This is a genomic window from Aliiroseovarius lamellibrachiae, assembly GCF_018599245.1.
Taxonomy (GTDB): Bacteria; Pseudomonadota; Alphaproteobacteria; order Rhodobacterales; family Rhodobacteraceae; genus Aliiroseovarius; species Aliiroseovarius lamellibrachiae.
In genome coordinates this window covers 181,859-195,792 of the sequence record NZ_JAHEVJ010000005.1, presented here as the reverse complement: position 1 = coordinate 195,792, position 13,934 = coordinate 181,859, and the positions used below count along the sequence as shown (strand labels likewise).

Sequence of the window (13,934 nt, the reverse complement as noted above, 5' to 3'; positions counted from 1 at the left end):
CAATGACCGATCTTCATCCTGTGCGCCGTGCGCTTATTTCCGTTTCTGACAAAACTGGCCTTATTGAGCTGGGCAAAGAGCTGGAGGCGCGCGGCGTCGAAATTCTGTCGACCGGCGGATCGGCCAAAGCGCTGCGCGATGCGGGCGTTGCGGTGAAAGACGTGGCGGATGTGACCGGTTTTCCAGAGATGATGGACGGGCGCGTAAAAACGCTGCACCCGAATGTACATGGGGGTCTTTTGGCGCTGCGCGACAATGCCGAACATGTTGCCGCGATGGATGAGCATGGCATTGGCGCGATCGATCTGTTGGTTGTGAACCTCTATCCGTTTGAGGCGACCGTGGCCAAGGGTGCTGATTATGACACCTGTATTGAAAACATCGACATTGGCGGCCCGGCGATGATCCGTGCCGCGGCGAAAAACCATTCCTTTGTGAATGTGGTTGTGGATGTTGAGGATTACGACAAGCTTTTGGGCGACATGGATCAGCACGGTGGGGCCACTTGCCCGAAATTCCGTCGCAAGCTGTCGCAAAAAGCGTATGCGCGCACCGCAGCCTATGATGCGGCTGTGTCGAACTGGATGGCAAATGCGCTGTCGCTGGACGCGCCCAAGCGCCGGGCCTTTGCTGGTGAGTTGAAGCAAACCCTGCGGTATGGCGAAAACAGCCACCAGAAAGCGGCGTTTTATACCGATGGGTCTAACCGCCCTGGCGTGGCCACCGCGACCCAGTTGCAGGGCAAAGAGCTGAGCTATAACAACATCAATGACACCGACGCCGCCTATGAGCTGGTTTCGGAATTTGATCCCGCTGAAACGGCTGCTGTTGCGATTATCAAACACGCCAACCCGTGTGGTGTGGCCAAGGGCGCGACCTTGGAAGAGGCCTATCAAAAGGCGTTTGATTGCGATCGCACCTCGGCCTTTGGTGGCATTGTTGCGCTGAACAAACCGCTGGACGCGGCAACCGCGACCAAGATTGTAGAGATTTTCACCGAGGTTGTGATTGCCCCCGGTGCGTCCGATGAAGCGAAAGAGATTTTTGCAGCCAAGAAGAACCTGCGCCTTTTGCTGACAGACGCTCTGCCGGATACGCGCGCGCCGATTGTGTCTTATAAGCAGGTCGCCGGTGGGATGCTCGTGCAGGACAAAGATGTTGGGTACATCGGGTTGGATGATCTGAAGGTCGTCACCGAAAAGGCGCCAACGGATGAACAGCTTGAGGATCTTTTGTTTGCTTGGAAAGTTGCCAAGCATGTGAAATCCAACGCGATTGTTTACGTGAAAGACCATGCCACAGTGGGCGTTGGCGCGGGTCAGATGAGCCGCCTCGACAGTGCCAATGTTGCCGCGTCAAAAGCGCAGCGTATGGCGGATGAATTGGGACTGGATGCAAGCCTTGCCAAAGGATCTGCCGTGGCGTCGGATGCGTTTTTCCCCTTCCCCGACGGGTTGATGGAAGCGGCCGCTGCGGGCGCCACTTGCGTCATTCAGCCGGGTGGATCCATGCGCGATGACGAAGTGATCAAAGCCGCCAATGACGCAGGCCTTGCCATGGTGTTCACCGGCATGCGCCACTTTAAACACTGATCTGCCCATGAAACTGATCACGATCTTTGCTGTTCTCGCCCTTGCCTTGGATCAGGGCAGCAAGATCTTTGTGCTCAAATCCCTCGAGCTGGCCAATCGCGGCTGGGTCGAGGTGTTCCCGCCCTATCTTAATTTTCAGATGGCGTGGAACAGGGGTGTGAATTTTGGCCTGTTTGGGTCCGATACGGACATTATGCGCTGGGTGCTTATTGCGTTGGGGCTGGTGATTTCTGCTTGGGTTATCATTTGGGTGCGACGCAGCCAATCGCGCGCACTGGCATTCGTCAGTGCCGGTCTTTTGGTTGGTGGCGCGGTTGGAAATATCATTGATCGCTTGGTTTACGGGGCCGTTGTTGATTTTTTGAACATGTCGTGCTGCGGCATAAACAACCCGTATTCCTTTAATGTCGCGGATATTTTCGTCTTTGCGGGGGCGTTTGGCCTGGTGCTTTTCGCCGATACGAACAAGACCCCGTGACGCGCGTTTCCAGATGGGCTAAGAAGCAGTAGGAAATGGGGGTTTTGCGTCTAATGCGTGACATCACGGTAAAAACTCTGGCCTTGTTTGCAATGGTGCTGACCTTGTCAGCCTGTGGCGACAAAGAGCCTCAGCTTATGAACCTTAAGGCAACGCAATCGGGGCCGGATGAATTTTCCATCCTGCCAACCAAACCGTTGCAGGAGCCGGAAAGCTATAAGGCATTGCCTGCGCCCACCCCCGGTGGCGCAAACCGCTCGGATGTGACCCCGATGAAAGATGCGGTGGCGGCATTGGGCGGGCGTCCCGACCGTCTGGATCGTACCGGCATTCGCTCTGGTGAAGCGGGCGTGGTGAATTATGCCTCGCGCCATGGTGTTTCTGGATCCATTCGCAACCAATTGGCCGCCGAGGATCTGGAATGGCGCCGTGATAATAAAGGGCGCTTGCTGGAACGTTTGTTCAATGTGAATGTCTATTATCGCGCATATACGAACATGCACCTGGATCAGAACCATGAATTGGAACGCCTGCGCCGCCTTGGTGTCTGGACACCATCGGCCCCGCCGCAAGTCGTGAACTGAGAATGATCCGTTAACTGGTCTTCAACTTTGCGTGGGTGAGGCTTGCGGCCCGCGCCACAGTGTCTAGTTTGGTCGCATATTCACGGGAGACCCTCATGCGATTATTCCTCGCTGCCCTTGCCGCTTGCGTGGCGCTACCTGCCTTCGCCACCCCCAAAGGGGTGACAGAGTTCAAGCTGGACAACGGCTTGCAAGTTGTCGTGATCGAAGACCACCGGGCGCCGGTTGTGGTGCAAATGCTGTGGTATCGGGCGGGGGCTGCGGATGAAAAGCCGGGCGTTTCTGGCGTGGCACATTTCCTCGAACATCTTCTGTTTAAGGCGACCGACACGATGGCGGCTGGGCAATTGTCGCGGGTGGTCACCGAAAACGGCGGATCTGACAACGCGTTCACCACCCAAGATTATACCGCCTATTATCAACGTATTGCGGCCGATCGCCTTGGGTTGATCATGCAAATGGAAGCGGACCGGATGCGTAATCTTCGCTTGAGCGAAGAGGATATCCTGACCGAGCGTGAGGTGATTTTGGAAGAGCGCGCCCAGCGAACCGACAGCGACCCCGGTGCTCTTTTTTACGAACAGTTTCGTGCGGCGTCTTACCTAAACCACCCTTACGGCATTCCGGTCATCGGCTGGCGTCATGAAATGGAAACCCTCTCTCGGCAAGATGCGTTGGACTTTTACCGCCGCTATTACGCCCCCAACAATGCAACGCTTGTCGTCGCGGGGGATGTGCAACCGGATGAGGTGCGCAGCCTGGCCGAAACCCATTATGGGCCCCTTAAGCCCACCGCTGATCTTGGCGTCAGAAAACGTGTGGAAGAGCCACCGCAATTGGCGGCGCGGCGCCTGCGCATGGCGGACCCTCGGGTGGCACAGCCCTATTTGATGCGCAGCTATCTGGCCCCGGAACGTGATTCCGGTGCGCAAGAGGATGCCGCGGCACTGGTGTATTTGGCGGAAATTCTGGGCGGATCGGGCGCGACATCGGTGCTTGGGCGTGCGTTGCAATTTGACCAGCAAATTGCGGTTTATGTTGGCGCGAACTATTCATCCGTGGCCATGGACGACAGCGGCTTTGGATTTGTTGTCGTTCCAGCAGAGGGCGTCACCCTTCGAAACGCCGAGGAAGCATTAGATGCGCAAATCGCCAGTTTCTTTGAACAGGGCGTTGATGCGGAGCAGTTTGAGCGGATCAAATTCCAAATCCGGGCGGGCGAGATTTATGCCCAAGACGATGCTTATTCCCGGGCGGATCGCTATGGTCGGGCGCTCAGTTCCGGCCTGACGCTTGAGGATATCGACCAGTGGCAGGGGATTTTGCAATCCGTCACCCCCGACGATGTGATGCGTGTGGCCAGAAACGTGCTTGATAAACGCCAATCTGTGACCGGCTGGCTTGTTCCGGAAAACGGAGAGGAAATGTGATGTTGCGACATGCGTTGATTGCCCTGATCCTGTTTGCCCTGCCGGCCTCGGCGGAGGTTGCGATCCAAAATGTGACCTCGCAAGGCGGCCATACAGCGTGGTTGGTCGAGGAACACAGCCTGCCGTTTGTGGCGCTTGAAATCAGTTTTAGGGGCGGTACATCCCTTGATCGTCCGGACAAACGCGGATCAGTCGAACTGATGACATCTTTGCTTGAGGAAGGTGCTGGCGACATGGACGCGCGCGCCTATTCCGAAGCCCGTGAGGCGATGGCGGCGTCGATTGGATTCCACGCGAGCCGTGACGCAATCAACATCTCTGCCCAGTTCCTCACCGAAAACCGCGATAAGGCGGCGGCACTGTTGCGCGCCGCTTTGATTGCGCCCCGGTTCGACGAAGACGCGATAGAACGGGTGCGTGGACAGCTGTTGTCAAACCTCAAGTCACGGGCGGCTGATCCCGGCGATATCCTGTCGGAGACATGGGATAAGATGGCCTTTGGCGACCATCCATATGGCAGCTATGATGGGGGCACTGAGGCGAGCGTTCAGGCGTTAACCCGCGACGATCTGCTTGCGGCTTTTGCCGATACGATTGCGCGCGACCAGATGTACATCGGGGCCGTCGGCGACATCACCGCAACGGAGTTGGCAACCTTGCTGGACGAACTGCTGTCGGGCCTGCCAGCCACCGGGGGCGATTTGCCAGATCGGGTCGAGCTTGCCCTGGATGGCGCGCAAACCATCATTCCCTTCGACACTCCGCAATCTATCGCGCGATTTGGCCATAAAGGATTGCGCCGCGAGGATCCCGATTTTTTCCCGGCCTATATTGTCAGTCAGGTCATGGGCGGGCTGGGGTCCGATGGGCGATTGATGCAAGAGGTGCGTGAAAAGCGCGGACTGACCTATGGGATCAGTGCATTTTTGTTCGAACTGGATCATGCCGAAGGCGTCATGGGGCAGTTTTCCAGCCAAAATGCCAGCATGGCGGAGGCGGTGCAGGTTGTGCGGGAAGAATGGGCAAAAATGGCGCGGGATGGCATCACCGAACAGGAATTGACCGCCGCGCAAACCTATCTGACGGGCTCATATCCTTTGCGGTTCGACGGCAATTCAACCATCGCCGGCATCCTTGTTGGGATGCAAATGGAAGGGCTGCCGATTGATTATATCAGCACGCGGAATGACAAAGTTCTCGCGGTGACGTTGGAAGACGCCAACCGTGTTGCGAAGCGGATTTTTGACCCAGCGGCCCTGACATTTGTGGTGATTGGGCAACCGGTTGGGTTGGCAGAACCCGCCGTCGCGAATTAACTCTGATCGCCGCACAGGGCATTGGTTTGAGCATGGTCGAATCGGATCAGAGCGTGCTAAGTTTTGTGGTATGCCTGATGATACCCCCCATATAAGCCTGAAACGGCCCGTTATTCGCCAATTGGACGATGCTGCCATCAACCGCATTGCCGCGGGGGAAGTGGTGGAACGCCCTGCTTCGGCCGTCAAAGAACTGGTGGAAAACGCCATTGATGCGGGGGCCACGCGGATTGATGTAAGCTACGCGGATGGGGGTAAGACACTGATCCGCGTGACGGATAATGGCTGCGGAATTGCGCCGGATGATCTGTCATTGGCCTTGTCGCGCCATGCCACGTCGAAAATTGATGGCTCTGACCTTCTGGATATTCACACCTTTGGTTTTCGCGGCGAAGCCTTGCCCAGCTTGGGGGCGGTGGGGCGATTGGACATCACGTCCCGCGTTCCGGGGGATGAGGCGGCGACCATTCGGGTGTCGGGCGGGGCGATGAGCCCGGTCAAACCCGCGGCCCTTTCCGAAGGCACGGTGGTTGAGCTGCGCGATCTCTTTTTTGCCACGCCCGCACGTTTAAAGTTCATGCGCACGGATCGCGCTGAGGCGCAGGCCATTGGTGATGTGATCAAGCGTTTGGCGATGGCCGAACCGCATGTTGGCTTTACCTTGCGGGATGTGTCCGGTGGCGGCGAAGGGCGTGTGACTTTCCGCGCCGACGCGCAAACGGGCGATCTTTTTGATGCGCTTTACGGGCGGTTGGGCCAAATTCTGGGTCGCGAATTCACCGAAAATGCATTGGCGATTGATGCCACCCGCGAAGGGCTTCGCCTGACGGGATATGCCGCCCTGCCGACCTACTCACGCGGGGCGGCGGTGGCGCAATTCCTGTTTGTGAATGGCCGCCCGGTGAAGGACAAATTGCTGACAGGGGCGCTGCGCGCCGCCTATTTTGATTTTCTCAGCCGCGATCGTCACCCGGCCGCTGCATTGTTCATCACCTGTGATCCGCAGCTCGTCGATGTGAATGTCCACCCCGCGAAGTCAGAGGTGCGTTTTCGCGATCCCGGTTTAGCACGGGGATTGATCGTGTCGGGCCTGCGTCATGCGCTGGCCGAGGCGGGGCATCGGGCATCCACAACCGTGGCCGGGGCGACCTTGGGCGCGATGCGGCCCGAATTGCCCACCGCTTCGGGTCTTCCGCGTCAATATCAAATGGATCGGCCCAGTCAGGGCGCCCTTCGAGGCGCCTATTACGGTCAGGCGCCTGACCACTTGGTTGAGGCCCCTGGGTTTGCGGAAATGGCCGCGCCATCGGCACGGTTTGAACCGTCGGTCGGCATCGACGAGGCTTTACCGGAAGCGCCACACCCCAGCCAGTTGCCGTTGGGGGCGGCCCGTGCGCAGGTCCATGAAAACTATATCATCGCGCAGACGGAAACTGGCATGGTGATCGTGGACCAACATGCGGCACATGAACGGTTGGTCTATGAAAAGCTCAAGGCACAGATGGCGGAAAACGGGGTGGCGTCGCAGGCGTTGTTGATCCCCGAGATCATCGAATTGTCGGCGGGTGACATCGGCCGGTTGCTGGAGGCCGCCGAGGCGTTGAAGACGCTTGGGTTGGTGATTGAACCTTTTGGCGGCACCGCCGTCGCCGTGCGTGAAACCCCCGCGATTTTGGGCGAGGTGAACGCCGCTGCGATGATCCGCGATGTGTTGGATGAGTTGGCCGATCAGGGTGACAGCAATATGGTGCAAGCCAAAATCGAGGCTGTGCTGTCGCGGGTGGCGTGTCACGGGTCGATCCGATCGGGGCGCTGGATGCGCGCCGAGGAAATGAACGCCTTGCTTCGTGAAATGGAAGCCACGCCCCATTCCGGCCAATGCAACCACGGCCGCCCCACGTATGTAGAGCTGAAACTCAGCGATATCGAAAGATTGTTTGGACGCACATGATCAAGTTTGGTGAAATGGAAATCGCACTTAATTCTGCCACTGGATTTGCGCTGATGGCGGCTATCTTGGCGGTGGTTTTGGTGATTGTATTGTTGATTGTCTCCGTGCGCCGGGCCGGGCAATCCGCGCGGGCCAGTTCCGAGCTTGCGCGCCAATTGGGTGGGCTGGGGCATGCGGTTCAGGTGCTGGGGGCCGGGCAAGATCAACTGTCTGGCGGGTTGCGCACAGTGTCGGACGCGCAGGCGTCGGGGCAGGCGCAGGTGCTTCAGGCGATGGAAGCCCGCCTTGGCGCGGTGCAGCAGCAAATGAACGACCGACTGCATGACAACGCGATGAAATCCGCACGTTCCATGGTTGAGATGCAAGAGCGGATGAAAGAAACCCTTCAGGGATCAGCGGTGAAAACCACCGAAAGCCTGACGCAATTGCAAGAGCGTCTGAAAGTGATCGACAAGGCACAAGACAATATCACCCGGCTGTCGGGCGACGTGTTGTCCTTGCAGGATATTTTGTCGAACAAGCAAACGCGCGGGGCGTTTGGCGAAATTCAACTGCATGACATTGTTTCAAAGGCGTTGCCGAAAGACAGCTATACGATGCAAGCGACCCTTTCGAACGGCAAACGGGCGGATTGTCTGATCCATTTGCCGAACCCTCCCGGTCCGATCGTGATCGACAGTAAGTTCCCGCTGGAAGCTTACGAAGGTTTGCGCCGGGCCGAGGATAAAGCCGCCTTGGTTGAGGCGGGCCGTGCGATGAAAGTCGCCATTCGCGCGCATGTCAAAGCGATTTCGGAAAAGTACATTCTGGAAGGCGAAACAGCCGATGGGGCGTTGATGTTTTTGCCGTCCGAGGCCGTGTATGCAGAGCTTCACGCCAATTTCCCAGAGCTGGTGCGCGAGGGGTTCGAGGCCCGCGTTTGGATCGTGTCACCCACGACCTGCATGGCCACGTTGAACACAATGCGCGCGATTTTGAAGGATGCGCGGATGCGGGAACAGGCGGGCGCCATTCGCAAAGAACTGCACCTGTTGTCAGGGGATGTGGGGCGGTTGGGCGATCGTGTGGCGAACCTTGACCGGCATTTTCATCAAGCGTCCAAGGATATTTCGGACATCAAGATTTCCGCCGAAAAAGCGGGCAATCGCGCGAAACGCTTGGATAATTTCGACTTTGAAGAGGTCGAGGGTGACGATCAAACAGTGGTGCCCATTGGAAACGGATAGGGGCAACGCCGTTTGAACACCTGATTTAGGCACGCGTCAGATCCTTCGGGCCGCTTGGCGAGCCTTGGCGTCTCACGTTCTCAAGATCATATCCGACACATTTTCCGCGATCATCATTGTGGGGGCATTCGTGTTTCCGGCGGTGATCGACGGCATGGTCGACGCATCGACAACCCTCAGCCCCGTGACGCCGCGCACGCGGGCTCCCAAACAGGGATACCGCATGCATAAAAATAGATGTTCCCATTGCCCCCCTCACTACAAAATAACCTGCCTTCACGTGATGCTTTACAGGCTCACCAAGCCCAGCTAGCAATTCACCTAAAAGTTGATTTAGCTATTGTGGGGAGTGTGCTCAGTGGGCTGGAGGCGTTACATATTGCAGGCGATGTTTTGCGCGGCGTGCTGGCTTCCGGCTGCAGGTCAAGCAGATGATACAGACGCCGGAAGTGAGGAAAGCAAAACCAAACCAGTGACACTCTCCTGTCCGGTTGGGTCGTTTGATCTTGGGTCAACCTACGCAAAGGTTTGTGCACGAATTTCACACAAGATCGCAGATAATATGCGCCTACCTGTAAGTGCACAGTGGCTAAGTCGTAACGGTTTCACGGTTCCTGACGGTGTCGGGAATATTTGGATAGGTACTAGGCGTGGCCGCATATTGCCCGAAAAACCCACTTATCACTTCAATCCACTTCCACAATTTAAAGATCTAAATATGCACGGGATCGTGGTTCCCGACCTGAATCTCGAAATTCTTGGACACCCCGCTTATTTGGGTTGCCACCCATCGCTGAACCCTCAGTCAAAGGCGATTGGGGGGCAAAACTGCAAGCTCCGGTTCAAAATTGCCCCTGATATCGGGGTTATCATCAATGTGAATACTCTCGCTGGTACAATAATGGCGCGTTCAATGACGGTTGGCCCGCCACGCAAGATGCAAACATCCAAGATTGGCAAGAGAGTTTGCGCCGGCTTGATGCATTGTTGGAACAGGTTTTTGTGATCCATTGAAAATCCGCCACAGCCAAACAAGACACCTACATAAATATTGTTAGTATAAAGAATTGAGAAAAGCATGTTCACACTTTCCGATAATCAGATCTTAGCTTTGAAAGCAGCTTATGCAGGGTTGCCTGGCAGTTCCCATCCGGTGGCTGATTTTTATCGGCTGCTTGCAGACTATGGCGAGGGCCAGAGTGGGGTTGATGACGCGTCGATGATTTGGTTGCGTGGTGCCGCTGAGATGAACGAGAATTCCGGCTCTCAAAGCCAGTTTATTCGCGACTACAATAAGGCACAGTTCTTGGCACGCTATGGCGACACACTGTCCGACGCTGAGATGGATGCAATCTCAAATAAGATTGGGGATCTTGTGTATAAACAGGTGCTTGTAGGGACAGCAAATGAGGCACCTTTGTTTTCAATTCCCAGCATTGAAGATATTGCAGATGCTGACGCGCAACCTGCTGCGCAAGCTCTATTCAAAGGGAACGCTGGGGGGGGGGCGGGCATCCCAGATGCACTCTACGGCATTGCGTATGATGGGGGTGAGCAAAAGGGCAATCGCTTCTTTGCGCTCGAATGCGAACGCACCAGCCCGGCCAAGAAGAAAGAGCTCTACGCCGACTGATAAAAAGCGGGGCGTTCAATAAACACTGGGGTATTCCGAATTTGAAATTGAACCTCATCTCTCAAAAAGCTCAGTGACAAACCTTTTTCGGCGGGTTGCCCTGAATAGCCCCAAGTATTTTAGACACTTTCTTCCCTAATTTTGAGGCAGGGAGGCCGTTATGGGGAAGCCAAATTTCAGTGAAGATTTCAAGCGTGATGCTGTGCATCAGATCACGGTGCGTGGATATCCAGTTCGCGAGGTTTCAGAGCGATTGGGCGTCAGCACTTATTCACTTTACAAATGGATGAAGCTTTACGCGAAGGCTGCGTCACAGGCATCATCTGTGGATCATGAGGCTGAGAACCGCAGGCTCAAGCGTGAGCTAGCTCGAATGACTGAGGCGCGCGACATCTTAAAAAAGGCAGCCGCGTACTTCGCCAAGGATGTAAAATGAAGTACGCGTTTGTGGCCGAGCATCGCCCCACCTTTTCGATGCGCAGGATGTGCCGCTGCCTCAACATCCATCCTAGCGGGTTCTACGCATGGGTTAAGAACCCATTAAGCCACCGTGCGCGTGAGGATGCGCGCCAGACGAAGTTGCTCAAAGGTGCACGGAAAGATAGCGGCAAACCATCTGCCGTGGTCGATAATACACTAGATCGACAGTTTGATGTGGCAGCGCCAGATACGACGTGGGTGTCAGATATTACCTACATCAAAACCTACGAAGGGTTCCTTTATCTGGCCGTCGTCATCGACCTCTACTCGCGTCGTGTGATCGGCTGGGCCACGCAATCAAGGCAACCAACCGACCTTGTCCTACAAGCGCTGCTGATGGCTGTCTGGCGGCGCAAGCCAAAGCAAACCGTGCTAATTCACACTGATCAAGGCTCGCAATACACCAGTCGAGATTGGGCCGCATTTCTGCGGGCCCACAACATTGAACATTCGATGAGCAGACGCGGTAATTGCCACGACAATGCGGTTGCCGAAAGCTTCTTCAACTTGCTCAAGCGTGAACGTGTCCGCCGCCGCACCTACAAGACCCGTGAACAGGCCAGACAGGATATCTTCGACTACATCGAAATGTTCTATAACCCGAGACGCAAACATGTCAGAAACGGGATGCTGTCGCCCGTCGATTTCGAAAACAGACAGCCAAACGTGAACCAAGAAGGTGTCTAGGAAACTAGGGGCTATTCAGTCTTCATGGGAAAGGCCAGTGCAATGCCTAAGGACCGACAAGAGATTGGATAGGAGGCCTGTGGCCTTAGGAAATAGTGGCTACGGGTAAATTGCTCTGGTGATGCGCGAGCTCGGAGAGCTCGATCGAACGAAACTGTATCATTGGATCAACCCATTTCGTTGAGAACCGAGCTAAACAATCGGACCTTTGCCATTATTCTTTCAGATTACTCATAGCGGTCATTCGAGCTATCCGCAGCATCTGGTAAAATGGGCTCGCAGCCGCCATTAGATCGGCTGCAGCATGTGGCCCGTTAGGTGCCGCCGCTGCCAGTAAAGACGGCCTTTGTAGACCTTCGAGCGGCTTTGAAGATGCTGCAATTGCAGCCCGGATTGCGGACATTCTTGAGGTCACAATACTTCAATCGATTCAAATGCACCATCTGTGGAGCAAACCGAGTTTTCGTCTCAGTTACATCAAGTCTGCACTTCGCGACGAGGTGATGGAAGAAGACTCTTCTAATCTAATGTACGTTCTTAGCGCGTGATGTTATCCACAACACAACGCTTTCAGTCGCAGGATTTGGTACGGATTTACGAAGTGTTATCAGGTAGAAATCCTGTGCACCGACGGTATTCGGCGGCCCGATCTCCAGGAGATTTCCCGCGGCTATGTCACTAGCGACAAGAAAGCGACTGACCAGTGCGGCACCCTGTCCGGAAATGGCTGCATCCACTGCAAGTGCCGTTTGGCTAAGACGAAGACCTCGTTTGCTTTGGTCAGTGATATTCCATTCCGTCAGCACCTTCGGCCAGAGATCATGCGTGTCATGGATTTTCGGCAGGTGCGATAGCATTTCAGGGATGTAGGGAGGTCGTAGGTTTTCCACTAATCTAGGGGCGACCACAGCGATCACATCTTGTTTAAATAAGAGCGTCGCATCAAGCGCCGCACCAAACGGTGGCGATCCCTGTCTAACGGCTAGGTCAATACCATCACTGTAGAAACTAGAGACCTTTTCAGTTGCCAGAACACGCAAATCAATCTCCGGATGCTTGTCAGAAAAATCCGGCAGGTTTGGGATAAGCCACTTTGAGGCAAAGGTTGGCGTAACACTGATCATAACTTTGCCGGGTTCCGGCCTGAGTTGAAGCGTCGCTGCGCGCAGCTCTGCAAATGCAACCGCGACCCTCGCGTGATAACTGCGTCCAGCGGATGTCAGAGCCAGCCCTTTGGGCAACCGTTCAAACAATGTGACCCCAAGATGTGCTTCGAGTTGCCGTATTTGCTGGGCGACAGCCCCTTGGGTAACACCCATCTCATCGGCTGCCGCGCGAAAATTCAGGCGGCGGCCGGCAACATCAAAGGCACGTAACCCGTTAAGGGGAGGAAGATCTGTCATTTGGCAATAGTAGTTCTACTGTCATGAAACATCAAATCTCGTTCAAAAGAATTTTGGACCTAACGTATTATGAGGATCAACAGCACTGGAGATAAGCATGTCAGTAGAAAAAGTAGCCCTTTTAACAGCCGGCGGCAGTGGGATGGGCGCAGATGCCGCGCGGCGCCTTGCGGCAGATGGGTTTAAGGTCGGTATCCTCTCATCATCGGGTAAAGGCGAAGCGCTTGGCACAGTACTTGGTGGTTTTGGCGTCACGGGGTCCAATTTGAATGGCGATGATTTGTCCGCCCTTGTGCAAGGTGCACAGGAACGGTGGGGCCGTGTGGATGTGCTGGTCAATTCGGCGGGCCACGGTCCCAAGGGTCCCGTGTTGGAAATTGGTGATGACGATTGGCACCAGGGGATGGAGGTCTATTTAATGAACGTGATCCGCCCCACGCGGTTGGTCACACCGCTGATGCAAAAGCAGGGTGGTGGAGCGATCATCAATATCTCGACCTTTGCCGCGTTTGAACCCGACCCTCTTTTCCCGACATCTGGCGTGTTCCGTGCCGGATTGGCGGCATTCAGCAAGCTTTATTCCGACAAATACGCGGCGGACAATATCCGCATGAACAATGTCTTGCCCGGATTTATCGACAGCCTGCCTGAAACCGAAGACCGAAGGGCACGCATTCCGTTGGGGCGTTATGGGCAGGCTGAAGAAGTGTCATCGCTCATTTCATGGCTCGCCTCGGAAGGGGGTGGTTACATGACAGGTCAAAACCTGCGTATCGACGGGGGGCTAACCCGTGCCGTCTGATGTTGCACTTGGAAATGGGCCCCGTGAACGGTTGGTGTTTGCGGTTAAGTGGGCGGCATCGGCCATTCAAATCATGGGCTATACAGCGACAGCCTTTGGCTGGACGCCCTGGAACCTATACCTGTTTCTGGTTGGTGTCCTAGGATGGTTTGCTGTTGGTGCGTTGTGGAATGACAAAGCCTTGATGCTTGTTCACATCGTTGCACTCGGTGCCATGATCGCTGGTATGACGAGCAGTTGAGCTCTATTGCCGACACTCATACAAACCGGAGATTCGGTTGATGTTTCTATTGTTAGCGGCTGGTAGATCTTGTCAGACGTCCCCTGAGCGGTTGTGGTCGGAATTTGAGTG

At 55.5% G+C, this 13,934-nt stretch carries 11 protein-coding genes and 2 pseudogenes; 11 read left to right on the top strand and 2 right to left on the bottom strand.

Annotated features, from left to right (window positions below; translation table 11 throughout):
- The first annotated feature begins 2 nt into the window (after nucleotides 1-2).
- From purH to KKW20_RS10525, 7 genes are all read left to right on the top strand, one after another.
- The gene (purH, locus tag KKW20_RS10555) at nucleotides 3-1,592 is read left to right on the top strand and encodes a bifunctional phosphoribosylaminoimidazolecarboxamide formyltransferase/IMP cyclohydrolase (RefSeq protein ID WP_214567837.1); all 1,590 of its coding nucleotides are present in this window, start codon (nucleotides 3-5) and stop codon (nucleotides 1,590-1,592) included.
- Nucleotides 1,593-1,599: 7 nt separating this feature from the next.
- Complete coding sequence (gene lspA / locus KKW20_RS10550; protein ID WP_214567836.1) at nucleotides 1,600-2,070, top strand: signal peptidase II; 471 nt, start codon at nucleotides 1,600-1,602, stop codon at nucleotides 2,068-2,070.
- Nucleotides 2,071-2,123: 53 nt separating this feature from the next.
- Nucleotides 2,124-2,654, top strand: a complete 531-nt coding sequence (locus tag KKW20_RS10545) for a DUF3035 domain-containing protein (RefSeq protein ID WP_214567835.1) — start codon at nucleotides 2,124-2,126, stop codon at nucleotides 2,652-2,654.
- A gap of 95 nt (nucleotides 2,655-2,749) precedes the next feature.
- Nucleotides 2,750-4,084, top strand: a complete 1,335-nt coding sequence (locus KKW20_RS10540) for a M16 family metallopeptidase (RefSeq protein WP_214567834.1) — start codon at nucleotides 2,750-2,752, stop codon at nucleotides 4,082-4,084.
- Nucleotides 4,084-5,400 (top strand): M16 family metallopeptidase, encoded by a 1,317-nt coding sequence (locus KKW20_RS10535; RefSeq protein ID WP_246534552.1) that lies wholly within the window; start codon nucleotides 4,084-4,086, stop codon nucleotides 5,398-5,400. Before KKW20_RS10540 ends, KKW20_RS10535 begins: the two co-directional genes overlap by 1 nt.
- A 70-nt stretch (nucleotides 5,401-5,470) precedes the next feature.
- Complete coding sequence (gene mutL, locus KKW20_RS10530; protein WP_214567832.1) at nucleotides 5,471-7,351, top strand: DNA mismatch repair endonuclease MutL; 1,881 nt, start codon at nucleotides 5,471-5,473, stop codon at nucleotides 7,349-7,351.
- On the top strand, nucleotides 7,348-8,577 hold the full coding sequence (locus KKW20_RS10525) for a DNA recombination protein RmuC (protein ID WP_214567831.1): 1,230 nt from the start codon (nucleotides 7,348-7,350) through the stop codon (nucleotides 8,575-8,577). Before mutL ends, KKW20_RS10525 begins: the two co-directional genes overlap by 4 nt.
- A 72-nt stretch (nucleotides 8,578-8,649) precedes the next feature.
- Here the strand turns inward: KKW20_RS10525 and KKW20_RS10520 are convergent.
- Nucleotides 8,650-8,778, bottom strand: a pseudogene (locus KKW20_RS10520) (GMC oxidoreductase); the annotation flags it as partial.
- Between the two features lie 877 nt (nucleotides 8,779-9,655).
- Between KKW20_RS10520 and KKW20_RS10515 the strand changes: the two are divergent.
- Together KKW20_RS10515 and KKW20_RS10510 are read left to right on the top strand one after the other, a co-directional pair.
- Nucleotides 9,656-10,210, top strand: coding sequence for a hypothetical protein (locus KKW20_RS10515; protein WP_214567830.1), 555 nt, complete (start codon nucleotides 9,656-9,658; stop codon nucleotides 10,208-10,210).
- A gap of 160 nt (nucleotides 10,211-10,370) precedes the next feature.
- Nucleotides 10,371-11,377: pseudogene (locus KKW20_RS10510) on the top strand (IS3 family transposase).
- Nucleotides 11,378-11,901: 524 nt separating this feature from the next.
- Here the strand turns inward: KKW20_RS10510 and KKW20_RS10505 are convergent.
- Nucleotides 11,902-12,780, bottom strand: coding sequence for a LysR substrate-binding domain-containing protein (locus KKW20_RS10505; protein WP_214567829.1), 879 nt, complete (start codon nucleotides 12,778-12,780; stop codon nucleotides 11,902-11,904).
- A gap of 97 nt (nucleotides 12,781-12,877) precedes the next feature.
- Here KKW20_RS10505 and KKW20_RS10500 point away from each other — a divergent pair, with 97 nt between their 5' ends.
- Nucleotides 12,878-13,582, top strand: coding sequence for an SDR family oxidoreductase (locus tag KKW20_RS10500; RefSeq protein WP_214567828.1), 705 nt, complete (start codon nucleotides 12,878-12,880; stop codon nucleotides 13,580-13,582).
- The gene (locus KKW20_RS10495; protein ID WP_214567827.1) at nucleotides 13,572-13,823 is read left to right on the top strand and encodes a DUF6552 family protein; all 252 of its coding nucleotides are present in this window, start codon (nucleotides 13,572-13,574) and stop codon (nucleotides 13,821-13,823) included. The genes KKW20_RS10500 and KKW20_RS10495 overlap by 11 nt, the downstream gene beginning before the upstream one ends.
- Nucleotides 13,824-13,934: the final 111 nt, after the last annotated feature.

Coding starts and splice junctions, on each gene's coding strand:
- KKW20_RS10525 (WP_214567831.1), top strand. CDS start 7,348: ATGATCAAGTTTGGTGAAATGGAAATCGCACTTAATTCTGCCACTGGA.
- KKW20_RS10545 (WP_214567835.1), top strand. CDS start 2,124: ATGCGTGACATCACGGTAAAAACTCTGGCCTTGTTTGCAATGGTGCTG.
- mutL (WP_214567832.1), top strand. CDS start 5,471: ATGCCTGATGATACCCCCCATATAAGCCTGAAACGGCCCGTTATTCGC.
- KKW20_RS10500 (WP_214567828.1), top strand. CDS start 12,878: ATGTCAGTAGAAAAAGTAGCCCTTTTAACAGCCGGCGGCAGTGGGATG.
- KKW20_RS10535 (WP_246534552.1), top strand. CDS start 4,084: ATGTTGCGACATGCGTTGATTGCCCTGATCCTGTTTGCCCTGCCGGCC.
- KKW20_RS10505 (WP_214567829.1), bottom strand. CDS start 12,780: ATGACAGATCTTCCTCCCCTTAACGGGTTACGTGCCTTTGATGTTGCC.
- lspA (WP_214567836.1), top strand. CDS start 1,600: ATGAAACTGATCACGATCTTTGCTGTTCTCGCCCTTGCCTTGGATCAG.
- KKW20_RS10540 (WP_214567834.1), top strand. CDS start 2,750: ATGCGATTATTCCTCGCTGCCCTTGCCGCTTGCGTGGCGCTACCTGCC.
- KKW20_RS10515 (WP_214567830.1), top strand. CDS start 9,656: ATGTTCACACTTTCCGATAATCAGATCTTAGCTTTGAAAGCAGCTTAT.
- purH (WP_214567837.1), top strand. CDS start 3: ATGACCGATCTTCATCCTGTGCGCCGTGCGCTTATTTCCGTTTCTGAC.